The 21392-nt window shown below is 65.6% G+C and carries 20 protein-coding genes and 1 tRNA gene; 13 read left to right on the top strand and 8 right to left on the bottom strand.

The window, feature by feature from the left end; translation table 11 throughout:
* Window positions 1–250 precede the first annotated feature (250 nt).
* From ACIQBL_RS36600 to ACIQBL_RS36585, 4 genes are read left to right on the top strand one after another with little or no spacing between them, the layout of a single operon-like run.
* Entirely contained in the window at window positions 251–664 is a 414-nt protein-coding gene (locus tag ACIQBL_RS36600; RefSeq protein ID WP_401949973.1) for a TIR domain-containing protein, read from the top strand.
* Window positions 661–1662: a caspase domain-containing protein gene (locus tag ACIQBL_RS36595; protein WP_401949970.1), complete on the top strand. Its 1002-nt coding sequence runs from the start codon at window positions 661–663 to the stop codon at window positions 1660–1662. Before ACIQBL_RS36600 ends, ACIQBL_RS36595 begins: the two co-directional genes overlap by 4 nt.
* Window positions 1659–2141 (top strand): hypothetical protein, encoded by a 483-nt coding sequence (locus ACIQBL_RS36590; RefSeq protein WP_401949967.1) that lies wholly within the window; start codon window positions 1659–1661, stop codon window positions 2139–2141. Before ACIQBL_RS36595 ends, ACIQBL_RS36590 begins: the two co-directional genes overlap by 4 nt.
* Before the next feature lie 7 nt (window positions 2142–2148).
* Complete coding sequence (locus ACIQBL_RS36585) at window positions 2149–3507, top strand: TIR domain-containing protein (protein ID WP_401949964.1); 1359 nt, start codon at window positions 2149–2151, stop codon at window positions 3505–3507.
* 243 nt (window positions 3508–3750) lie between these two features.
* On the opposite strand, the gene ACIQBL_RS36580 is transcribed toward ACIQBL_RS36585, so the two are convergent.
* Window positions 3751–4434, bottom strand: a complete 684-nt coding sequence (locus tag ACIQBL_RS36580) for a DUF6338 family protein (RefSeq protein ID WP_401949961.1) — start codon at window positions 4432–4434, stop codon at window positions 3751–3753.
* A gap of 363 nt (window positions 4435–4797) precedes the next feature.
* On the opposite strand from ACIQBL_RS36580, the gene ACIQBL_RS36575 reads away from it, so the two are divergent.
* Together ACIQBL_RS36575 and ACIQBL_RS36570 are read left to right on the top strand one after the other, a co-directional pair.
* Entirely contained in the window at window positions 4798–6549 is a 1752-nt protein-coding gene (locus ACIQBL_RS36575) for a toll/interleukin-1 receptor domain-containing protein (RefSeq protein WP_401949958.1), read from the top strand.
* A gap of 225 nt (window positions 6550–6774) precedes the next feature.
* Window positions 6775–7308, top strand: coding sequence for an NUDIX hydrolase (locus tag ACIQBL_RS36570; protein ID WP_401949955.1), 534 nt, complete (start codon window positions 6775–6777; stop codon window positions 7306–7308).
* Here the strand turns inward: ACIQBL_RS36570 and ACIQBL_RS36565 are convergent.
* Window positions 7286–8626, bottom strand: coding sequence for a hypothetical protein (locus ACIQBL_RS36565; RefSeq protein ID WP_401949952.1), 1341 nt, complete (start codon window positions 8624–8626; stop codon window positions 7286–7288). The two genes, ACIQBL_RS36570 and ACIQBL_RS36565, sit on opposite strands and share 23 nt — an antisense overlap.
* 113 nt (window positions 8627–8739) lie before the next feature.
* Between ACIQBL_RS36565 and ACIQBL_RS36560 the strand changes: the two genes are divergently transcribed.
* The 3 genes from ACIQBL_RS36560 (at window position 8740) to ACIQBL_RS36550 (ending at window position 10534) form a co-directional block, all read left to right on the top strand.
* Window positions 8740–8982 (top strand): hypothetical protein, encoded by a 243-nt coding sequence (locus tag ACIQBL_RS36560; protein ID WP_401949950.1) that lies wholly within the window; start codon window positions 8740–8742, stop codon window positions 8980–8982.
* A gap of 195 nt (window positions 8983–9177) precedes the next feature.
* Entirely contained in the window at window positions 9178–9621 is a 444-nt protein-coding gene (locus tag ACIQBL_RS36555) for a hypothetical protein (RefSeq protein ID WP_093628013.1), read from the top strand.
* 70 nt (window positions 9622–9691) lie between these two features.
* The gene (locus ACIQBL_RS36550; RefSeq protein ID WP_401949947.1) at window positions 9692–10534 is read left to right on the top strand and encodes a protein kinase; all 843 of its coding nucleotides are present in this window, start codon (window positions 9692–9694) and stop codon (window positions 10532–10534) included.
* An 896-nt stretch (window positions 10535–11430) separates the two neighbouring features.
* On the opposite strand, the gene ACIQBL_RS36545 is transcribed toward ACIQBL_RS36550, so the two are convergent.
* The 4 genes from ACIQBL_RS36545 to ACIQBL_RS36530 all read right to left on the bottom strand — a co-directional run bounded on the left by ACIQBL_RS36545 (window position 11431) and on the right by ACIQBL_RS36530 (window position 14638).
* Window positions 11431–11521: transfer RNA gene (locus tag ACIQBL_RS36545), tRNA-Ser, on the bottom strand.
* Window positions 11522–11614: 93 nt separating this feature from the next.
* On the bottom strand, window positions 11615–12499 hold the full coding sequence (locus tag ACIQBL_RS36540; protein WP_401949945.1) for a GNAT family N-acetyltransferase: 885 nt from the start codon (window positions 12497–12499) through the stop codon (window positions 11615–11617).
* An 85-nt stretch (window positions 12500–12584) separates the two neighbouring features.
* Entirely contained in the window at window positions 12585–12758 is a 174-nt protein-coding gene (locus ACIQBL_RS36535) for a hypothetical protein (protein ID WP_401949942.1), read from the bottom strand.
* 368 nt (window positions 12759–13126) lie between these two features.
* Complete coding sequence (locus ACIQBL_RS36530) at window positions 13127–14638, bottom strand: S1C family serine protease (RefSeq protein WP_401949940.1); 1512 nt, start codon at window positions 14636–14638, stop codon at window positions 13127–13129.
* A gap of 260 nt (window positions 14639–14898) precedes the next feature.
* Between ACIQBL_RS36530 and ACIQBL_RS36525 the strand changes: the two genes are divergently transcribed.
* The 3 genes from ACIQBL_RS36525 (at window position 14899) to ACIQBL_RS36515 (ending at window position 17724) form a co-directional block, all read left to right on the top strand.
* Window positions 14899–15744, top strand: coding sequence for a glycerophosphodiester phosphodiesterase (locus ACIQBL_RS36525; protein ID WP_401949938.1), 846 nt, complete (start codon window positions 14899–14901; stop codon window positions 15742–15744).
* Window positions 15745–15887: 143 nt separating this feature from the next.
* Complete coding sequence (locus ACIQBL_RS36520; RefSeq protein ID WP_401949935.1) at window positions 15888–16562, top strand: ATP-binding protein; 675 nt, start codon at window positions 15888–15890, stop codon at window positions 16560–16562.
* A 196-nt stretch (window positions 16563–16758) separates the two neighbouring features.
* A complete protein-coding gene (locus ACIQBL_RS36515; protein ID WP_401949933.1) occupies window positions 16759–17724 on the top strand; it encodes a DUF5926 family protein in 966 nt (321 codons plus the stop codon).
* 244 nt (window positions 17725–17968) lie between these two features.
* Here ACIQBL_RS36515 and ACIQBL_RS36510 read toward each other — a convergent pair whose 3' ends face one another.
* Window positions 17969–18532, bottom strand: a complete 564-nt coding sequence (locus ACIQBL_RS36510; RefSeq protein WP_401949930.1) for a hypothetical protein — start codon at window positions 18530–18532, stop codon at window positions 17969–17971.
* Between the two features lie 95 nt (window positions 18533–18627).
* Complete coding sequence (locus ACIQBL_RS36505; protein ID WP_401949928.1) at window positions 18628–19293, bottom strand: bifunctional DNA primase/polymerase; 666 nt, start codon at window positions 19291–19293, stop codon at window positions 18628–18630.
* A gap of 459 nt (window positions 19294–19752) precedes the next feature.
* Here ACIQBL_RS36505 and ACIQBL_RS36500 point away from each other — a divergent pair, with 459 nt between their 5' ends.
* A complete protein-coding gene (locus ACIQBL_RS36500) occupies window positions 19753–21306 on the top strand; it encodes a SpoIIE family protein phosphatase (protein WP_401949925.1) in 1554 nt (517 codons plus the stop codon).
* The last annotated feature ends 86 nt before the right edge of the window (window positions 21307–21392 follow it).

Raw genomic sequence — 21392 nt, 5'->3', positions numbered from 1 at the left:
CGTGCGCTAGCCGGATACGTGCCCGCAGCCGCCGAGAGCCGGCCATGGCCAGACTCCCCCGCAACCTTCCGCTCTATAGAGTCAGCCGCCGCCTTGCCGCGACCCGTGCTAGCGGTCAGCATCAGTGCCGGTGCCAGCAGCCGTTGTGTGCTCGTTGCCGTCATCTCTTCCATCATCCCGACTTTCCAGACAACAGCCTTGGCCTGCCTCTATGGTGAGGTCGATCGCAACAAGCTCATCAGGGGGAACTGTGGCAGATCCGCGCGCTTTCGTCAGTTTCGACTTCGACAACAACGAAACCCAGAAGAACCTGTTCGCGGGGCAAGCGAAGACTGACTCGCCTACGCCCTTCACCGTCCAAGACTGGTCAAGCAAGACCGCGCTTCCGCAGTCACAGTGGGAGGCCCTGGTCAAGCGGAAGATGGCCAGCACGAACATGTGCATCGTTCTGGTCGGCAGGTCCATGGCAACCGCTACTGGCGTCGCCAAGGAGATCGCCATGGCCAAAGAAATCGACGTTCCGGTCTTCGGGGTCTATGTCGACGGAGCCGGCACCTCCACCACCCTGCCAGCAGGTCTGCAACGGAACCGCACCATGGCATGGAAGTGGGACATCATTGCGCAGGCCGTGACGCAGATGATGGGTGAGGGAAAGAACGCGTGAAGCGAGCCATCCTCGTTGGGATCGATGAATATCCCACGGTTGGGTCCCTGACAGGCTGCGTTGCGGATGCCACAGCCCTCACAGAGCTGCTGTCCCGTCACGCCAATGGCGATCGCAACTGGGATACACAACTGATGACGAGCGAAGACGGACCCTCCGCGGTAACGCGGGATGGCCTTCGGCGCGCACTCACTCAGCTTTTCGCAAACGCCCGTGATACCGACCTTCTATTTTTCTTCGCTGGTCACGGTGCCCAGACGCCCTGGGGTGCTGATTTGGTGACTCAAGATGCCACCGAAAATAGCCTCGGGGTATCCATGAACGATCTAATCACCCTCGCAAACGATTCGCCTGCACGCAGTGTCACCTTGATTCTGGACTGTTGCTTCAGTGGTGATCTCGGCAACGCTCCCGGACAGCAGGCAGCAGCGGTAGCCGAGAATTTTCGTTTGAACAAGAGTCTCCTGCGCGAGAACGTCACTGTTATGGCTGCGAGTCGGTCAACTGAATTCTCGCAGGAAAACGCGGGACACGGTGCATTTACTCGAATTTTGCTAGATGGTCTCACCGGAGGAGCTGGAGATCATCTCGGTAACGTAACTGCGCTAAGTCTGTACGGCCACGTCAGTGCCGCCTTTGATGCCTGGCAACAACGCCCCGTCCTCAAGACCCACCTTACAGAGCCGGTGATTCTTCGGTTCGGCCCACCATGGGTTGACAGGGATCTACTGCGACGACTTCCCGAGCATTTCCCGACAGCCGACAGCCATCTGCAATTGAGCCCAGAGCACGAAGGTGAAGGACGACCGTTGTCTCCTGGTAGCCCAGGAACAGCCAAACAGCAACAGTTCGATTACCTGGGACGGTTGCGTAACGCCAACCTCGTCACTACAGAGAATCGGCGGGATCACTACTGGGTGGCTATGGAGAGCGGCGATGTATACCTGACTTCACTGGGGCGCTACTTCTGGAGCCTAGCCAATAGGGGAGTTCTGTGACGCGTATCGGCTGCACCGGTCACCAAACATTGACTGCTGCCACTCGCCGCAATGTTGTCCACGCTATTGCATCAGAGATCACCCGTAGATGGCGAGACGAACTGATTGGCTTGTGCTGCCTTGCAGAGGGCGCGGATCAACTCTTTGCCCTTACGATTTTGGCCTCAGGTGGTCGAATGCATGTAGTCATTCCCAGCAATGAGTACGAAAGTACTTTCCATACCAAGCAGTCGCGTGAGAACTACAAGGCCCTCCTCAACATTGCCAGCGATGTGTCCACATTGTCGTTTTCGGCACCAAGCGAGGACGCCTTTATGGCAGCCGGACAAGAAATTGTTGACCAATGCGATGTACTACTTGCGGTATGGGATGGGAAGCCGGCAGGCGGGAAAGGGGGCACAGCAGATGTCGTCGCGTACGCCCGCCGCATGGGAGTAGAGGTCCGAATCATTTGGCCACCAGACTCACAGCGAGAGTGACTCTGAAATGCCACAACCTAAAATTTTTATCAGTCATACACACACGGACCAAGCCGTAGCGGATGCTGTGCGCGATGCGATCTTCGATCTCTTCGGAAGAGAATCTGTTTCGGTTGCATATTCAACAAGTCGCGAGCTTGGTGGCGGTGTTCGAATCGGTGAAGACTGGTTCCGCTGGATTGGTGAGCAGGTTCACGCAGCCACTGTGACGTTGGTGCTACTCACGCCAACTTCTGTCCAAAAACCCTGGGTACTTTGGGAGGCTGGAGCTGTTTACGGCGCAGCGTTGACGAGTGAGAATTCAACCCTGCACCGCGTACGTCCTCTGGCTTTTCAAATAGGCATGGACGATATCCCCTCGCCACTGAGGAGTAGTCACGCCCAGGTGGCCCGGGGAGATCAGTACGAAGACGTCATTCAACTCCTCAACGAGTTTGTCTACGATTTCTTCAACAATGTCACTGAAAAGGCGGTGGTTATCCGAGCCGCACAGAGAGTTCCGGATGCAGCGAAAACTCTGCTGGAAACCGTCAGTGAGGCTCTACGCACGTCACCCCTAATTCCGACGGAAGCAATTGTGAATGAGTGGTGCGCGCGACTAGACAGTCTCGCTGAACATCACCGCCATTCTGAAGTCCGTCAACTGCATGAGTGGTTGCTAGTTGCATTCGGACAGAAAGAAGGAAATGGCGCGAAGCCTATTGACATTCGACTCCATCGACGCCTGGCGCAACTCTACATGGCTTCAGCGCACTACGCGGAAGCGGCCCAGCAGTTCGATCTGGCTCGTCGCCTTTCTCCACGAGATATCTTCATCATGCGCTCTCTCGGCCAGGCTTACCTAGCGCAACGTAATTACTCTGATACCGCCCGCGTAATCGACGAGATCAACAATCTGGATCCTCATGCTTTTATGAAGAATGCAGAGTGCGCAGCCCTGAAAGGAAGGTGGCACCGAGAGCAAGACCAGCACACGGAAGCGCATGATATATACTGGAAAGCTTTCCAAGAGAACTCCGACTCATACTATCTCGGGGATCTCCTTGCCACAGCGAAGCTCCAACTCGGAGACAGGCATGGCGCAGCTAATATATACCGACGCACTCTGTCCATAATCGAGAGACTCACAGATAGAAATTTCTGGGTTTATGCGACGGCTGCGAATGCGGCGATTGTGAGCGGAGATCGCGATAGCGCGATCAAATACTTCTCTGCCATCAGGAACGACAATCCAAGCGAGGCCGACATGCAGACTATCGAAGGTGGATTAATCCGCATTCTGCCGCTTCTCGGAGCCACAGCAGAAGAAATGGCGGAATGGAAATCGTTGCTACATGATGGGTCGGCCGAGGAACATGAAGACTAAGATTCTCACGACCTGTCGAAATGTCTAGACCCCATCGCCAGGGCATCAGGAGCCTGACCCTGCCATAGGACCTCTTGGCCCTGTAAGATGAAACTGAAGGGTCCCTGCGCCATTTCATCCGAGGGCACTGGGACTTTTACCTACAAGGAAAGAGGTCACACATGGCCGATACTCCACGGTCGCCCCGCCCGTCCGGTCAGCCTCAGCCAAAGCCCTCGGAGTCAGACAATCGCGGTCACAAACCTACGATGCAGCCGGGTCGGACGCCTGCGTCACCGCCCCCGCCGCCGCCCCCTCAGAATCGACAGGGTAGCTAACAAACATAGTCACTATCTGACGTGCAGAGATGCATGCTGCACCCCAAGGTAGAGATGTTGCCTCGGCCGCGCCGGGAGCTCGGTACTTAAGCGGCTCAACGAGAATCAAGTCTCTGTCCGGCGAATCATCCGAGCTTACGTTGAAGGATGCCTGGCGCCCTTCAACGTAAGAGCCGTCTTCTAGGACACATCCCACCACTGGGTTCTCTCCAGGGAACCAACTGTCGAACATGATCCACCAAGCTGAGGCAGCAGAAGGATGTGGACTTTTTCCTGTCAGTTGAGCAGCGCATGCGGCAATCAAGCATGAGACCAGCAGGAAGCCAGCAGCCCACCAACTGATTTCAACGTAGTGGTTGCGAGCATAAGCAGTACCTTCACGAACAAGTCGCCCCACATCTGGCGTCAACCCAGGCATGAGCGCTCGCGCCACTCCAAAAATCCCAAGCGTGATTATTTCGGCGATGACGCTGCCGAATACAACAATGCCAGTTTCACGAAACGGGGTTGTTCGCTGCTCACTGCCACGCCGATCGCGAACGATCACGAAAGTTAGTCCTGGCAAAAGCAGAACTACCAACAGCACAAGCCCCGTGATTGTGGTGGGCACGGTAGGCACCTCGTAAATTCATTGTCGTCATTCCTTGCAGGAAACCTTAGAGCACTGATGGAGCTTCGAGAAACTCACCCGACAGTGAACTTGACAGCATCTACCTAGAAGACAGCTGTTGCCCGCGGTGGGAGTTCCGGACACTGAGCCCGTGGGTACTGCTGGCGGTAAGGCTGGCCTGTCTCGCACAGCGGGCGTGTCAAAAGCCGGGAGATCATCAGCTTCGGGGGCTACCGACCCGCAGTGTGCAGCCACTAGGGAGGTCCTCGACGTCCTGGCCCGTCTGCGCTCGGTCTTCCGGCAGCAGTTCTCATTTTCGAATTACCCAGTCCTGGACCGGAAAATCACGGCAGAATGACCAGCATGCAGGTCTTCGTCTCCTATAGCAGCCAGGACAAGGACTTTGTCCGCCGTGTGGTCGGCGACCTTGAGAGGTCCGACGCTGACGTCTCCCTATGGCTAGACGAACGCGAACTTCGCGTCGGCCAAGCTATCGGCTCGAACTTTCAGGATCTTGAGGCCACGATCGCTCAGTGTTCCTGCCTGATGGTCGTGGTGTCACAAGCGTCAGCAGGCTCGTTTTGGGTGGAGCGCGAGATCCAGATCGCCGAGTCCACCAGCATCCGTGTCCTACCAGTGCTGCTTGAGGACGTCCCAGTCTCCTGGGCCCCGAGCTTCGCGGGTCTGGCACACGTTGACTTCCGTAGGCACCGAGAGTACCGGCGCTCACTACACCGTCTCATCTGCGCGATCGAGGACGTGCCTGAGCGAGGGAGGTTCCTTCGCGCGAAGGAGGCAGTGGCGCTCGTCAAAACCAGGTACTCACCCCAGGGAGACCTCTTCGGCGTCTCTCAGCAGGGCGTCGCGACAATGTACAGCCTGGCCAACGCCGAAGACTGGGAGTTCGCCGACGCGATGGACGGCGCAAGCCGCTTCTGGATCACCGAGTTCTGTGATGTCGCCGGGTCGTGTATTCAGCCTTACGCCGTCATCGACGGCCGGGTGCAACCGCTGCCAGAACTCCATCTCCAGGGCAGCGATCCTAGTCCTGCACCAGATTCAGTTGTCGTGATGTCATGCGCGCTCAACCACCGGGCAGCGCTGTCAGAGGATCAGGCCGCCGCGATTCTGGAGCAAGGCGGAGATCAGGTCACCAAGATCAGCAAGCGATACACCAAGTTCCGACCTTTGCCCCTGAAGGAACCGTTCATCGACTCAGCAGAGGCGATCGACGTCGCGACCACCTACGCCTTCGGGGCTGACGGCCCTCTCCAGCGCGGGGCTGACCTCTTCTTGTTGTCCTGCCTCGAGCGGGACAAGCACACGCGCGGCGTCCCAACTTGGAAGATCTCCTTTTTCGATCCCGCGCTGTCGAAGAGCGTTCTGGCCGTCGGAGTCGATCCGCGCACCGGTGCAATCCGGGACATGCAGTTGCCGGGTCAGCTCCTCAATGCGCGACATCTGGCGATCCGGACCGACGACGAGGGCAACATCGTCTTGAGTGCCACCACCCTGCTCAACGCCTTGGAAGCGAAGGTCTGGGGCCTTCCCGAACTGGGGCTCACTGCAGCAGAGGCTGTGGACATGGCGTACTCCCTACTCTCGGAGCGGGAGCCGTCCGACCGATGGCAACTGGCGTTCCTATCGAACACAGGTGCAGTGCGGACAGTCGTCAGCCCAGGGCTCGGCAGCGCCGGGAATGCGCTGATACACCATGACGGGACCGCAGGGCAGTGGGTCGTCGAGATGTGCGGACTGAGCGTCACCCGGATCACCGAGGATGGGCACACAGGGTACGGCTACGACTACCAGCGGATCGTGTGTACCTCCCGGGGCGCGACAATCGAGAACGAGAATGATCCGTATGTGGTCATGACGTCGCCACTTTCGGCGAGCCCCATTCCTGGCAACTGGCTTGAGGCGTGCGATCGTGCCCGGAAGGCGGCAACGCGGGCGGTCGAAGTGCCGTACGCCTTTCTTTCAGTAACCCTGAAGAGGCCAACATCTGGGGCCAACTGGTTCTTTCGGTTCTACGGGGGAGGCGAGATCGTCGCACAGGCGTCGGTGTCAGCGGACGGCAGACACATCCTTCGGTATGACGGGCACGGCGAGTGATCCTGAGATCGTGGTTCCGTTCGGGTAGGCGCTGCCCACCTTGGTTAGGGACGGGAGGGCCGTTGGCGAGGGTTCCAGATCATCGGGCCTCCGCGTCTGAGTCCGCTGTAGGACCACTCAGCTCTAAAGCACCCATCTCGTCAGAGTGACGTCAAATTGACAGAGGTTACATCTGTCTCCGGATCGGTCTGAGATCCTGGAGACCGATCGAGAGGGGTCGCAGGTATGGAGTGGAAGACGCACGGTGAGCGGCAGATCTACACGAACAAGTGGGTGAATCTGTGTCTGGTCGACGTCCAGCAGCCTGACGGGCGCAGGTGGGAGTACCACGTCGTTCGCCTGCGGCACCTGGCCGTGGCCGCTGTGGTCAACGACCGCCAAGAAGTTCTGATGATGTGGCGGCACCGCTTCATCACGGACTCATGGGCCTGGGAGTTGCCCATGGGCCTGGTCGAGGAGGGCGAGACTCCGGAGGAGGCGGCGGCCCGCGAGGTCCTGGAGGAGACGGGCTGGCGCCCTGGCCCCATCAAACCCCTGATCTACGCCGAGCCGGCCAACGGCATCACCGACTCCCAGCACCACGTCTTCCGCGCGGACGGCGCTACCTACGCCGGACCGCCCACAGAGAAGAACGAATCCGACCGCATCGAGTGGATTCCCCTCTCTGAGGTGCGGGGCATGATCGACCGCCGGGAGGTCGTAAGCAGCGGCTCGCTCGTCGGCCTGCTCTACCTGCTCATGGACGAAGCGATCCGCTAACCGGCGGGAGGAGTTCCCGTAGCCGTGCCTCGAAGGCCAGGGCTACGGGCTCCTGCCTGTGTGGGGCCAACTGGTCGTAGAACTCCCTGAGATGGCCCGAGACTCGCTCGGAGCCCACTGCCGACGCTGGCTCCAGTGCTTGTGTGGCGGTGTGGCACGCCTGCTCAAGCTTGCCCTGGTCCAACTGCGTGCGCGCCAGCCAGAACGAGTGAAACGCCCGGCCGCGTTGGTTGGTGTGGGCCTCGCGCCGCAACGCGTCCGCGATCAACGGTTCTGCGGTCGCGGCTTCGCCTAGTCGGCCGTGAGCAATCCCCGTGTCCACGATCAGCTTCGTCTCGTCGAAGTACGTCACCCATGACGGGTCCGGGTTGCTCTCCTGGATCTGCTCGAAATGGCGGTGCGCTTCCCCGATCGCCCGGTGCGTGGAGTCCCGGTTGCCGAGCGTGGCGTGAGCGAAGGCTTCACGTATCGACAGCATGGACTGAACCCGTGGGGTGGTGTCGAGCGCTGAACGAGCCTGGTCCTGGGCGGCAGTCACGAGGGCCAGAGAGTCCGCAGGCTTGTCCTGGTACGTGCCCTGCAGGCTCATGCAGGCAAGCACGTTGGCCATGAACTGGCGGTCGTCGATCTCCTTGGCCAGTTGCAACGCCTCGGTGAAGTACGCGCGGGCCTGGTTGTACTGGCGGGCGTCGAAGTAGGTCCAGCCGGTGAGGCGGGCCAGCTCGGCCGCGATTCCGTACAGGCCCTGTTGGATGGACGGCGGGCGGTTCTCCTTCAAGAGTCCGACCACATGGCGGAGTTGGCCGACGATGGCCGGCCTCAGAGCCTCGCCTCCGTGCTGGTCGTCCCGTCGCCAGTAGTCCTCGATGGACGAGCGAAAAGCTTCAAGTGTGGCCGCACTCAAGCTCGTTCGCGTGGCCAGCGCCAAGATGCTGTCCACATCAGGGCCAGGTAGAGACGCGGGCGTCTGCTGCTCGGGCTCAGGTGCTTGGGGAGGCTCTCGCTCCGTGACCACGAGGGCTTGGGGCGTCTCCCACTCGCGACGTGCGAGTCCAAGCATGTGGCCCGGGATGCGCAGGCCGTCCGAGATGCGCTCGACGACGTCCATGTGCTGCAACTGGCGCTGCCTTGCGATCACTTCGCCGACACGACTGGGTGTCAGCTCACAGCGCCTCGCGATCATCGACGGGTAGATGCCCGCCTTGGTCTTCACCAGCCGGAAGACCCTGGCGAAGTCCCGCACCCGGCAGGCATTGATCATCTCGGGATCGGTGAGCAGCCTGGCGGGCAGTTCCTGCGGCCGGTCCGCGTCGGGCATTGGCAAGCTCCCACACTGCGAGGGCTACGCAACGTCGCTGATTCCCTACTTCCCGCGATATTACCCAAGTTGGGTAATCAGCCTGACCTTTTGGCGCGGGCCCCCGGATCGCGATGCTCCTTCACATGGCGAGCAACCAGCAGACCAGGCCAGGCATCGGTGAACTGGCGAAGGACAGCGCCCGAGACCGGATCGGCGTCGTCATGGGTGAGGTCGGCGGTCGGGTGCAGATAAGGCCGATCTGCGGAGGCAGGGAATGGGACGCCATGCCGGACAGCGTGGTGGCGCCGAGTCCACGAGAGGAACTCAGCGCACGTCTGGCCATCAGAAACGCCAACAGTCGGGATGGGCTGTGACGCGCGCTATCAGCCGATACGCAGGAGTCCTGTTCGTGATCATGATCAGCGGCTCGTGCGGCCTGGTGATCGGCATGGCTCTCGCCATGGGCCAGTAGACCGGCCGCCCCGGACGGGCGCCAACTCCCCGTTCCTCCTTGCCCGTTCGGGGCCGGCCATCCAACCCACGCACCGCCACACACAAGGAGTACTCGCATGACGACAACGGCGAACGATCGGAAGACCGGTCGCGCGGTGGCTGGTGAGGAGCTGTTCGAGAGCCTCGCCCACTTCGTAGTCGTCCACAACGGGCAGTCGCCCCAGCGCGCCGAACGGATCGCGGACCAGGCGGTCGCCTTCCTGGTCACTGCGGCCACGGCTACCGTCCCCATGGTCCCGTCGGACGACGTCGACCTCGGCCTGCACGCCCTCATCCTGCACACGAGGGAGTACGCGAAGCTGTGCGACCGGTACGCGGGCCGCTTCCTGCACCACAACCCGAAGCCGGGTGGCGGGGGCCGCGACCCGGAGAAGGTGGTCACCTCGGCACGCGCCATGAAGGCGGCCGGGTTCATGGTCTTCGACGACCTGTGGACCGTGGGCGGCAGGAACCTCGCGCAGTGCGACTCGGACTGCGGCCGACCGTACGGTCAGGCGTAGCACCCACCACATCAGCGTCGCGGCCGGCCCACTCGTGGTCGGCCGCGTTCGCCTGGAAGGAGAACAGACGTTGTCCGCGTCACCCCCTGAACTGCCGATCGCGGTGCTCGACGCGCTCATGCCCACGAGCCAGCGGCTGGTGCTCAACCGTCGGGGCTCCATGGTCTGGGAGGTGCAGAGCCATCGGGGCCACTACGCCGTGAAGGTCGGCTATCCGATCGAGGCCGCTGCCGACTGGTCCGCCCAGCCCTGGACCGCTCTCGCACCAGCCCGCGAGGGGGCCGTGCTGCATCGCCTCGGCGTCGTCGACTTCGCGTACGGCGAGTGGGAGCAAGGAACTTGGAACTTCCAGCCGTGGCACGAAGGGTCGGATCTGTACCAACTGTGGGAGCCGTGCCGTCGGCCTGGCTCGTCCTTCGCTCCGCATATCAGCGTGGCGGCGAGTTGCGTCCAGGCGTTGGCCGAACTCCACGCCAAGGGCTGGGCGCACGGTGATGTGCAGCCCGCACACTTCATCATCGGGCCAGAGCGAACCCACCTCATCGACCTCGCCCTTGCCCGAGGCGGAAACGTGCCCGAGGGCTACGACTTCCCGTTCCGCGGCTGCCTCGTCCACTACGAGGCACCGGAGATCGCCCGGAGCGTGCTCGCCACCGGAGAAGCCGAGCCGACCGAGGAAGCCGACATCTACGCGCTCGGCGCCTCCCTGCTCATCTCCGCCACCGGCTGGCGGGCGATGGAGTACCCGGACGACGCTCCCCGCTCAGTGCAGAGAGAGGCAGTAGCGAATGGTCGACGACGGCCGGTGAAGGTACGCGGTGAACTGGGCGAGCTGGTCGACGCGATGCTCAGCCATGCTCCCGAGGACCGGCCGACCATCTACGAGGTGGGTAAGGTCCTGAACTGCTTGTGAGGCCCTATTCATCCGGCACCACCGAGGCAGGTCGACTGTTTCGTGCGGTTCAGGGAAGCCACGTCCTGTGCAAGAAGTTAGGGGCAGAAGGCGGCCCACCTCGCGGCGCTGACTCAAGCATCGGGCACGTGGGCAACCGTCTGAACTCGATTCTCGCACCACACTTCAAGATCACCCATTTCGCCATGAATCGCCACCTTGACCCTCGCCGAGCTGGGACTTCATCATGTTAACGGCGACTAACAACGATGGATTCTCATGGCGCGACCTGCCGTTCCGTTCAAGCGTCTCGCTACATTTGCACAGCGCGGTTGACCGCAATACAACCGCAACGACGGGTCGTCTCGTGGCGTACCCATAAAGGCTCCTGCATGGCAAAGGCCTGGCTCCGGATGCACCCGGAGCCAGGCCAGCCACGCAGGAAGTGGGCCCGGTCGAATACGAAGCGGCCGGGCCCACACCTGAACCCGTCCAACCGGACTGTCGTTCGCCATCTCCTCAGAGCACGAACGGCAAAACACACCCCACGATCGTCCCAGCCACGGCAAGCGCATCCAATGCCAACTGGATCCACCACTGATGCCGGCCGAACCACTTGGGCTCCCTCGACTGGTCCATCAACTCACCTCCCACCTCTCCTGGTTCCCCCTGCTCAACAGCCGAGCAGGAGAGACGCAGAGAGGCGAGGGACTGAGCCACTGCCGCGGACGCTACCGCGCACAGCTCAACGGTTCTCAGGCCTCCAACTATTCGCCAGCGTTCGCCAGGGTCTCGTACAAAAATCGACCAACTTCCGTTTCCGGAGGGTTGACGCAACCAGGTGAGAGACAGAAAGCGAAAAGAGCTGGGGTGCCGGACAAACTCCGGCACCCCAGCTCATCTGGTCCTCTTCGCTCTGCGCAGGCGGTAGAACTCGAAATCACCGCGACGCTGTCGCGTCACGACGGTTTTCAAGACCGTTCCCCAGGCCGCTCGGGCAACCCACCCCCGCACCCTCCCCCCAGAGACAGAGCGGGCACCGCGTACCGGCGCCGAAGGGTTCGCGGTGGCACGTTCCCGCTTGCGGGCTCTCCGCCGGAGCTACCCCCGCGCCGCCCCCAACAAGTCGTACCCCACAAAGTCCCCCACCGGCACGAACCCGATCCGCCGGTACAAGGCGCTGCTCGTGGCGTTCGCCGGATCCGCGAACAGGACGACATCCGTCGCACCGGTGTTCAGCGCGGCTCTGCTCACCGCGACCGTCACCGCGCCGGCGTAGCCGCGGGCCCTGAGGTGGGCCGGGGTGTAGACGGGGTCGATGCGGACCATGCCGACGGTCATCGACGTCACGGCCGCCATGGACGCGGGGGTGCCGTCCGGGGTTTCCCAGAACGTGAAGTGCCGGTCGCCGAAGCGTGAGGTGGACCAGGAGCCGGCGTCGATGGCGTCCATGGAGACGGTCTCGCCGACGTCGACGCAGAACTCCCGGCACCAGCGCACTACTTGGTCACGATCCTGCTCGCCCGCAGCTCGGCCCCGGCCCGCCGGGATCGGTTCCGGTGGGGTGAGTGTGCCGAGGCGGTGGAGGCGGGCGCCCCAACTGCGTACCGCTGTCGCTCCCGTGTGCCGCTGCCAGGCCTCGGCGAACGTGGTGGCGGTGTCGTGGTCCGAGAGGACGCCGGGGAGGGAGTGGCGCAGGCCGGTCAAGTGGGCGGCCAGGGTGTCCGCCTGCTCGGGGGAGAGGGCGGTGGGGTTCAGGTTGCGGTGGGAGTTGAGTCGGTAGAAGGCCGCCTGGACTTCGCCCTCCCGCTCCAGGTGGCCGAACACGGGGGCCTCTGTGCCGTGTTCGGCCGGCCCCCGCTTTCGGATCTTCTCGATCGCCGTCAACAGGTGGGTGTGAGGGGTGGGGCGTGACTCCAGGAATTCTCCCGCTCGGGCCAGGAACTCCTCGACGTCATCGGTGAGGTGCCAGTCGTCCGGTCGCATGGTTCATGGTTTCCCGTGCCGTCGGCGGGTGCCTGAGTTTTGCTCAACAAGCCTCGGCACACGCCCAGTTGCCCCTCTCACCTCGCTACGGCCGCTGCATCACCCGGTCCACCACCGCGCTCGCGGTGACGTACGACCACTGCTCGTACCTCGTCCCGGCCGCCGTGTGCCGATCGTGTGTGCCCAGGTAGCGATACGTCCTCGCGTCGAAGATCAGGGGCGGGCCGCCGTGCGCCCAGGGGGTTCCGGAGGGTCCCACGTACTGGATGCCGATGCCCTCGCGGCCGTTGGCGGCCCATACGTGGGTGGGGCAGGACCCGGATGCCGGGAACGGTGGCGAGCGCCTCGTAGAGGCGGAAGCGGGCACGCGCGCGTGCGGGGGCGCGTCCGTGTCCCACTCCCTCAGGAGGTCGAGTGCGTTCCTCAGGTCATTGATCCTCGAGGTCGGCCCAGGAGACCAGCAGGGGCACGTCCCGGTGCCGGGCGGCAACCGGGCCAGGGCGAAGGCGAGTTGACCGCGTACGGCCTCCGCGGTGTGTACGCGCCCCTGGAGGGAGAGGGCGGAAAACGGCCGGGCCGGGCAAGGAAACCCTTGCCCGGCCCGCCGGTTGAGCGTGCGACGCTACGTCAGCTGTCGCCGACCCTCGATCCCAGGGTCAGCTCGGTCGTGTGCTCCGTGCCGCCGCGCTTGTAGGTGATCGTGACCTTGTCGCCCGGCTTGTGGGTCCAGATCTCGCCGATCAGGGTCGGGCCGCTGTCGATCACCGAGTCGTCGAGCTTAGTGATGACGTCGCCGGCCTTGAGGCCCGCATCGGCCGCGGGGCCGCCGGCCTCGACCGCCGAGGAGCCGGTGGTGATCGTCGCGCCGGCGGTGCTGTCCTCCAGGGAGACGGAGGCGCCGATCTTGGCGTACACCGGCTTGCCGGTCTTGATCAGCTGCTGGGCGACGTACTTCGCCTGGTTGATCGGGATGGCGAAGCCCAGGCCGATCGAGCCGGACTGGCTGCTGCCGCCGAGGCCGCCGCTGCTGGTCGACTGGATCGCGGAGTTGATGCCGATGACCGAACCCTGCGCGTCGAGCAGCGGGCCGCCCGAGTTGCCCGGGTTGATCGAGGCGTCGGTCTGCAGGGCGCTCATGTAGGACGCCTTGCTGGTGGAGCTGCCGTCGCTGGAGGCCACCGGGCGGTTCTTGGCGCTGATGATGCCCGTGGTCACCGTGTTGGACAGGCCGAAGGGGGCCCCGATGGCGATCGTCTCGTCGCCGACGGCCACCTTGTCGGAGTCACCGAGGGCGAGCGGCTTGAGGTCGCTGGGGGCGTTCTTCAGCTTGATGACGGCGACGTCGTAGCCCTGGGCGTGGCCGACGATCTCGGCGTCGTACTTCTTGCCGTTCGGGAAGGTCGCCGTGAGCTTGCCGCCGTCGACCGCGTCGGCGACGACGTGGTTGTTGGTGACGATGTGGCCCTGGGTGTCGAAGACGAAGCCCGTGCCGGTGCCGCCCTCGCCGCTGGTGCTCTCGGCCTCGATGGTGACCGTGCTGGGCAGGGAGTTGGCGGCGACCGCCGCGATCGTGCCCGGGGAGCGCTTCACGGAGGCGCTGCCGGTGTCGGAGGAGACGGTGGTGGAGCTGGTGTTGTTGTCGTTGTCCTTGGCCAGGGTGTAGCCGAGGCCACCGCCCAGGCCGCCGGCGACCAGCGCGGCGACCAGGACCGCGGCGAACAGTCCGCCGCGCCCCCCGCCGGGCTTCTTGGGGGCGGGCTCCTGCTGGTAGGGGGTGCCCCAGCCGCCGCCCGCACCGGCGGAGCCGTCACCTCCGTACCCGTCGCCCGCGTATCCGCCCACGCCCTCGCCGCCGTACGCGCCCGCGCTCGTGCCGCCGTCGGCGTACGACGGGGTGGCGGGCGGCGGGGGCGGCCAGGCGGCGTCGGGAGCCGATCCCGTGCCGCCGGGCGTGCCGGCGTACGCCGGAGCGGGTCCGGCGTGCAGCGTGTCCTGCGGGGCGCTCGGGGGCACCGGCGGGAGCTGGGTGGTGGGCGCGCCCCCCTCGGGCGCGGCCGGGGAAGCTGCGGGAGATTCCACCGGCACAGGAGGTGCAGACGGGGCCGGGGGTACCTCAGTGCCCTCGTTCTCGGTGCTCACAGCTCTTCTCCTCGGTCCACGGCTGTTGTTGTTCTCGGAAGCATGCGGTCACACTCGTTCACGCTTGTCGACGGTCCGGCGCGGAACAGCTGTGCATGTGTTTTGTATGCCGTCAGCTTTTCCCACCGGCCGTCAGGGCACCATAAGCGGTGCCTGTGGGTCCATGGCGATCCTTTATAAGGTGTCATTCACACCAAAAAGCCATATACCTACACGTTCTCGGTTCCACGTGTACCCCTTCGCGGTGGCACCATGACGCGGTGACCCACGCACGGCAGCACCGGATCCAAGTCGTCGCCCACCGCGGAGCCTCCGAAGAGGCGCCCGAACACACCCTGGCCGCCTACAAGAAGGCGATCGAGGACGGTGCGGACGCCCTCGAATGCGATGTACGGCTGACCGCCGACGGCCATCTCGTCTGTGTACACGACCGTCGTGTCAACCGTACGTCGAACGGACGCGGCGCGGTCTCCGCCCTCGAACTCGCCGATCTGGCCGCCCTCGACTTCGGCTCCTGGAAGGGCCGCGACCTGTCCCGCGACTCCTGGAAGACGCGCGACGAGGAGCCCGACTGGGAGCACCTCCCGGAGGACCGGGAGGACACCTCCGTGCTCACCCTGGAGCGGCTGCTCGAACTCGTCGCGGACGCGGGCCGGCGGGTGGAGCTGGCCATCGAGACCAAGCACCCGACGCGCTGGGCGGGACAGGTCGAGGAGCGGCTGCTGGTGCTCCTGAAGCGGTTCGGCCTGGACGCCCCGGCGTCCGCCGCCGACTCCCCGGTACGGGTCATGAGTTTCTCGGCGCGCTCGTTGCACCGGGTGCGGGCGGCCTCCCCGACGCTGCCCACGGTCTACCTGTTGCAGTTCCTCTCGCCCCGCCTCCGGGACGGTCGACTTCCGGCCGGTGTCCGGATCGCAGGGCCCTCGATCCGGATCGTGCGCAATCACCCTGCGTACATCGAGCGGCTGAAAAACGCCGGTCATCAGGTGCACGTGTGGACCGTCAACGAGCCCGAGGACGTCGATCTCTGCGTTGACCTGGGCATTGACGCCATCATCACCAACCGGCCGGGGGCCGTTCTGAGCCAGCTCGGCCGGGAACATTAAAGAACCTCATAAAGACCGCCAAACACCCCTTGACCCGGGCACCTCACCTGCACCATCCTCCGAACTCGGCCACTCCATCGAAAACAAGCCACTTCGTTACAGGGAGTGCTCCGGCGCGTTCGGTCCGTGTTCGATCGTTGTGAATGCGTCACCGAACGTGGATTGGCCGGTTTCCGGTACAGGCCAATGGGGCATCCACACCGTGGCGTGGGGCGAAGGAGGTCTCGGGGGTGGCGTTGGTGGTGGCACAGGAGGTGCCCGCGTCGTCGAGCATGGCCGTAACCCATGGCCCTGCGGGCGTGGGGGAAGCAAGACATCGCATGCGCGACCAGTTGCGCACGGGCGGTGTGTCGGAAGCGGTCATCGACGATGCCGTACTGATCCTTTCCGAACTTCTGAGCAACGCGTGCAAGCACGGCCGGCCCCTGGGCGACGCCCTGGCCGGTGACGGTGACGTGCGGTGCGCCTGGCGCGTGGACACGGGCGGACGGCTCACGGTCGAGGTCACGGACGGCGGCGGCCCGACCCGCCCGGCTCCGGCCACTCCTTCGGTGACGGCGCACGGCGGACGCGGGCTGAACATCATCACCGCGCTGGCCGACGACTGGGGCGTACGCGACGAGGCCCAGGGCGAGGTCACGGTGTGGGTCGTCGTACAGGACGACGTCGATGATCCGGACGCCGGACACCGCCGGGACGACTTCGCTACGCGCTCCCCCACTCGCGACTTCGCTCGAGCGGGAGGTGCCCCCACGGCACCCGCGGTCGCCGCGGTCCCCCGGCTGGAGTTCGCGGACGCGTTCGACGACCTGGACTGACACGCCGGGCCAGTACCGACCCCTGACGGCACGCACCTGTCCACACCGGCCGCGTCGTCCACAGGCCGGCACCGGCGGTGTCGTGCACAGGCCGCCGTCCACACCCGCCCGGTTGTCCACAGGCTCCCGTCGGTCATGGCGTGAACGGCTAGGCTCCCGCCAGTACGAGACGAGCCGTAACCGGGAGACACCCACGATGGCCAAGAAGCGACCCCAGACCACGGCCAAGCGGCCTCAGCTCAGCGACGCAGAGGTCCCGGTGGTCGGTGCCCGCGAGCCCTGCCCCTGCGACAGTGGCCGCCGCTACAAGGCCTGCCACGGCCGGGCCGCGGCCCACGCGGCGACCGAGCTGGTGCAGCGCCCCTTCGAGGGGCTGGCCGGCGAGGGCGACTGGGTGGCGCTGCGCGAGCTGGTGCCCGCCGCCACGGTCGCACTGCCCCTGAAGGGCGGCCTCCCCGAAGGGGTCCCGTCGGTCACACTCGCCACGGTGCTCCCGATGGCCTGGCCGGCCCTGCGCCGGGACGACGGCTCGGTGCTGCTCGGCCTGCAGAACGACACGGCCTCCGGCGACATCAGCCGCGACCTCGCCGACACCCTCCAGCGCGCGCTGGCCGCGGAGCCGGGCACTCCGGTGCAGGCCCGCCGGGCCCCGGCCGACGGTCCGCGGCTCCAGGACCTGCTCGACCCGGAAGGCACGTTCGAGCCAGTTGTGCACCCGGGCTTCGAATTCTGGGTTCCGGAGGCGGAGCACGCGACGCCGGAGGTGACCGCCTCCCTGGAGCGCGCCAACGCCGCCGCCATCCCGACCACGAAGCTCCAGAGCGTGGACGCCGCGTACTGGTGCGAGACGCCGGACAAGAACCATCTGCGCTGGGTCATGCCGTACCCGGAGGAGCAGCTTCTGGACGGTCTCGCCCGGCTGCACGCCGCGGGCCGCTCCGGTCTCGGTGAGGGCACCCGTCTCGTGGGGTCCTTCCGTGCTCACGGTCTCACCGTCCCTGTCTGGGACCTCCCGAGCGGGCTCACCGCGGACGACATCGAGAAGCCGGCCGCCGAGTTCGCCGAGCGCCTCACCGCCGCGCTGGCCACGGACGCGCCGCTCACCGCGGACGAGCGCCGCGCGCGCGGCGGTCTGACCAACCGGCAGGTCACGCTGAGCTGACGTACGGAATGGGGCAGGGGTTCGACTGACCGACCGTTCAGCCGCAACAGGCCTGTTCACTCCGGTGACTCCTGTCACAACTCCCCGTTGTGAAAGGGAAGTCGGTGTCCGAATAGCCGAGATCGAATTTGCGAACCGCCGATCTCTTGTTACCGTTCGAGTAGCCCGGTTGCTGGTGCATCCCCCGTCGCCAGCAACCGGGTCTTTTCATGCCCGGCTCCCGTTTACGGAACGACGCCGTCCGTCAACTCGCCGTAGGTGCCGAGGAGTTGCTCCCCGAGCGCAGCAAAAGCGGCCCGCTCCCGCTCCGCGCCGCGAACTCCGCTACGGCCGTGTAGGCGGCCAGATCGCCCTGTGTCCGCTCCCGGGGTGTCTCGCACAGCGCGGGCTCGTCCTCGGCCGCCACGGCGCAGTGCATCTGCACGGTGCGGTCCGCCGGACCCATGAGGCTCAGCACCGCGTCCAGGTCGTCGCCGGTCGCGTTGCGGTAGTAGGTGCGCGCCCAGGTGTCCTCACCCTGCGTCATGACACAGGTCTGCGCCTCGACGCCGTCGGGGGAGGAGAGTTCGGGTCCGCAGCGCGCGGCGGTCGCCAGACCCAGGCCGAGCGTCAGCGGGGAGCGGGCGGGCGAGGGCGCGGCCGACGCCTCCTTCGCGTCACCGTCGGAGGAGCCGGAGGAATCCGAGGAGTGGACCAGGGAACGTACGACTGCGTGGCCCTCGTCGCGTACGGGCCCCGCGGACGCCACGGCCAGCGGCAGCGCGACCGCGCACACCGCGACGCCCGCGAGGGCGAGCAGACGAACCATTCGGGGGTCTGGGGGTCGTCCCCCGGAATGACGCAGCATGTGTCGGAAGATAACGACCAACTACGGGCGCCACGTTCCCCGCACGCCCGACACCCCTACAACTCGGGCGCGCTCACACCCGTACGAGTGAGGGCCTCGACCACGGCGTCCACCACGGCCTCGACATCGGGCACCCAGGGCGAGGACGAGCCGGGCAGTGGCGCGCGCTCCCAGCGGATCTGGCCCTGGCCGGTCTCGGAGGGGGGCAGGGCGAGGTAGCCGCCCTCGCCGTGGAAGCGGAGCGAGCCGGGGACGTGGTCCTTGGCGTAGAGCAGCTCGCCCAGCTGCTCCAGGGAGTACGGCTTGACGAGCAGCGACCAGCGGGTCGGCGCGGCGACGACCGGGCCGAGGCGCATGCCCTGGCGGTCGAGCGCGGCGAGGGCCCGGGAGGCCGCGGGTGCGGGCAGGCTGACCGCGCAGGGGGCCTTGTCGCCGGTGGCGAGGACGATCGGCGCGGCGGTTCGGTTGCCCCACCACCAGCGCACCATGCGGGCGTCGGTGGTGGCCGCGAGGAGGCCGGGGTCGAAGGGGTGTGCGCCGGGCACCGTGCACTCCGGGTCCGGACAGCCGCAGCGGGCCCGGCCCTGGGGGTCCGGTGCCACGCCCGGGAGTACGGGCCATTTCCATTCCGTCGCGAAGGTCAGGGCCGCGCTGAGCATCTCAGACCTCCTGTTGTCTCGCCTGGACAGGAGCCTGCGTCGCTTTCCGAGGATCTCGCGCATGAGCGCTCGTTCCTTTCCGTTGCACCGCTGGCAACACCGAGGACCACATCACACCATGTGTCGATCACTTCACTGTGCGTACCTGTTGGCGCATCACACCCCTGCCTGCGGCAAGGGGAACCCGTGCGTGCTGAAAAGCATGGGCGTGGCGTGGGGGTGGCGAAGTCTGGCGTTTTGCCGTTCCGCGTATTTCTCTCCGCCTCCGCCACGGGAGGATGGGGCACGATCGTCGGTGGTTAAGACGCCCGGGTCCCGCGCCAGGTTCCGGGTGGCCCCCAGCCACCCCTGGCCTTCTCCGAGTACGTACCCATCACGACCGCTGTGACGCTCCGTCGAGCAAACCCAGTCGACCGCAATGGACCGTCCCCTGATGCAGTTTTAAGCCAACTTTGCCAATCCGCAAGGGGAGAGCGAAACGCCCCCGCGAAACCCATGGACACCAGGAATCCCAGCAGGACAATGCTGGACATCCCCTCACGAGTGCGTGTACATGTGGAGACACTGCCAGCGGCGCAGAATGACATGGGGGTTTGCGATGCTTTTGAGCAATACGCACCGGTCGGAAAGCCGGACGCCATGAACGCCCCTCACCCTCCGAAAGTGGCTGGAATCGATTCAACGGTTCCCTCGCCCGCACACACTGTCGCGCCCGCGCCTGCCGCCACCGGTACCCCTCCGGCCCCCTCCCCGAACACCCAGAACACGCCGGAAACCGCTCCGAACGCGCCAAGTGCCCTGCTCCAGGACCGTCTCGCCGGCTGGGTCTCCGATCTCACGACCCTCCACGAACTCACGGAGCGGCTGGCACGCACGGACGCACTCGACGAAGCGCTCCAGGAGCTGCTGCGCGCCGGAGCCGCCCTGGTGGGCGCCCGGCGCGGACTCGTCGTCCTCGAACCCGGCGACGGCCTCGGCCCCCACACCACCATCGGTCTGGGCCTCGCCCGCTCGGACCTCGGCCACATCGAGACCGTCCCGCGCGGGGCGATGTCCTACGGCCGGCTCCTCGACAGCCCTGTCGGCGTTCCCTGCGGCGAGGGCCACGAGGTCGTCCACCCCGACCTGTTCGCCGAGGCCGCCCTCGACCCGCGCCACCGCGAGGTCGCCGTACGCCTGGGCTACGCGGCCAGTTACGCGCTGCCCCTGGCGACCGACGCGGCCGGGCGGATCGGCGCCGCCGTGTGGCTGTACGACGAGCCCGCCGAGCCGGTCGAGCGGCAGCGTCATCTCGCCGGCCTGTACGTCCGTTACGCCACCGAGCACCTGGCGCGGCTCCTCGAAGTCGAGCGCACGCGCGCGTGCATGACGACCATCGCCGAGGAGCTGCTGCCGTCCCGGCTCCCCCGCGTGGCCGGTGTGCAGCTCGCCGCGCTGCACCGCACGGGTCCGCGCGGCGGCGGCGACTGGTACGACGCGCTGCCGCTGCCGGACGCCGCACTCGGCCTCGCCGTCGGCTCGGTGACCGGTTCCGGGCCGAGCGCGATCGCCGCGATGGGCCGGCTGCGCGCCTCCCTGCGGGCGTACGCGGTGATGGAGGGCGAGGACCCGGTCGCGGTCCTGTCCGACCTCGAACTGCTCCTCAGGCTCACCGAACCCGCCCGCTCGGCCACCGCCCTGTTCGCCTACTGCGAGCCCGCGCTGCGCAAGATCACCCTGGCGGGGGCAGGACACAGCCCGCCCCTCCTGGTCGGCGAGCGACGCACGGAGTTCGTGGAGACCTCCGTCTCCGCGCCGCTGGGCATGCTGGCCTGCTGGGAGGCGCCGAGCGTGGAGCTGGAGGCGGAGCCCGGCGAGACGGTGCTGCTCTACACGGACGGCCTGCTGCACCGCACCGGCGACCCCATGGACCGCGCCTTCGCCCGCCTCCACGCGGCGGCGGCGAGCGTCCCCAAGGCGCTGCGCGCCGACCCGGCCGCGATCGCCGACCACGTGCTGCGGACCGTGCTGCCGGACGGCCTCGACACGGCCGACAGCGACGAGGACGTCGTCCTCCTGGCGGCTCGCTTCGAGTAGTCGCCGCGCAGCCATGTGTAACAGGCCTTCCGGCCCTGGGCCCCCTTCCGTACGACCGTACGATGGACGGGGTCCAGTGCCGTATC

This window comes from Streptomyces sp. NPDC088350 (assembly GCF_044753545.1).
Classification (GTDB): domain Bacteria; phylum Actinomycetota; class Actinomycetes; order Streptomycetales; family Streptomycetaceae; genus Streptomyces.
This window is presented reverse-complemented; position numbering and strand designations above follow the sequence as displayed.

Excerpts from the sequence above, each read along its gene's own strand:
- ACIQBL_RS36585 (WP_401949964.1), top strand. The coding sequence starts at position 2,149 with ATGCCACAACCTAAAATTTTTATCAGTCATACACACACGGACCAAGCC.
- ACIQBL_RS36575 (WP_401949958.1), top strand. The coding sequence starts at position 4,798 with ATGCAGGTCTTCGTCTCCTATAGCAGCCAGGACAAGGACTTTGTCCGC.
- ACIQBL_RS36570 (WP_401949955.1), top strand. The coding sequence starts at position 6,775 with ATGGAGTGGAAGACGCACGGTGAGCGGCAGATCTACACGAACAAGTGG.
- ACIQBL_RS36565 (WP_401949952.1), bottom strand. The coding sequence starts at position 8,626 with ATGCCCGACGCGGACCGGCCGCAGGAACTGCCCGCCAGGCTGCTCACC.
- ACIQBL_RS36560 (WP_401949950.1), top strand. The coding sequence starts at position 8,740 with ATGCTCCTTCACATGGCGAGCAACCAGCAGACCAGGCCAGGCATCGGT.
- ACIQBL_RS36555 (WP_093628013.1), top strand. The coding sequence starts at position 9,178 with ATGACGACAACGGCGAACGATCGGAAGACCGGTCGCGCGGTGGCTGGT.
- ACIQBL_RS36540 (WP_401949945.1), bottom strand. The coding sequence starts at position 12,499 with ATGCGACCGGACGACTGGCACCTCACCGATGACGTCGAGGAGTTCCTG.
- ACIQBL_RS36520 (WP_401949935.1), top strand. The coding sequence starts at position 15,888 with ATGCGTCACCGAACGTGGATTGGCCGGTTTCCGGTACAGGCCAATGGG.
- ACIQBL_RS36515 (WP_401949933.1), top strand. The coding sequence starts at position 16,759 with ATGGCCAAGAAGCGACCCCAGACCACGGCCAAGCGGCCTCAGCTCAGC.
- ACIQBL_RS36510 (WP_401949930.1), bottom strand. The coding sequence starts at position 18,532 with ATGGTTCGTCTGCTCGCCCTCGCGGGCGTCGCGGTGTGCGCGGTCGCG.
- ACIQBL_RS36505 (WP_401949928.1), bottom strand. The coding sequence starts at position 19,293 with ATGCGCGAGATCCTCGGAAAGCGACGCAGGCTCCTGTCCAGGCGAGAC.
- ACIQBL_RS36500 (WP_401949925.1), top strand. The coding sequence starts at position 19,753 with ATGCTGGACATCCCCTCACGAGTGCGTGTACATGTGGAGACACTGCCA.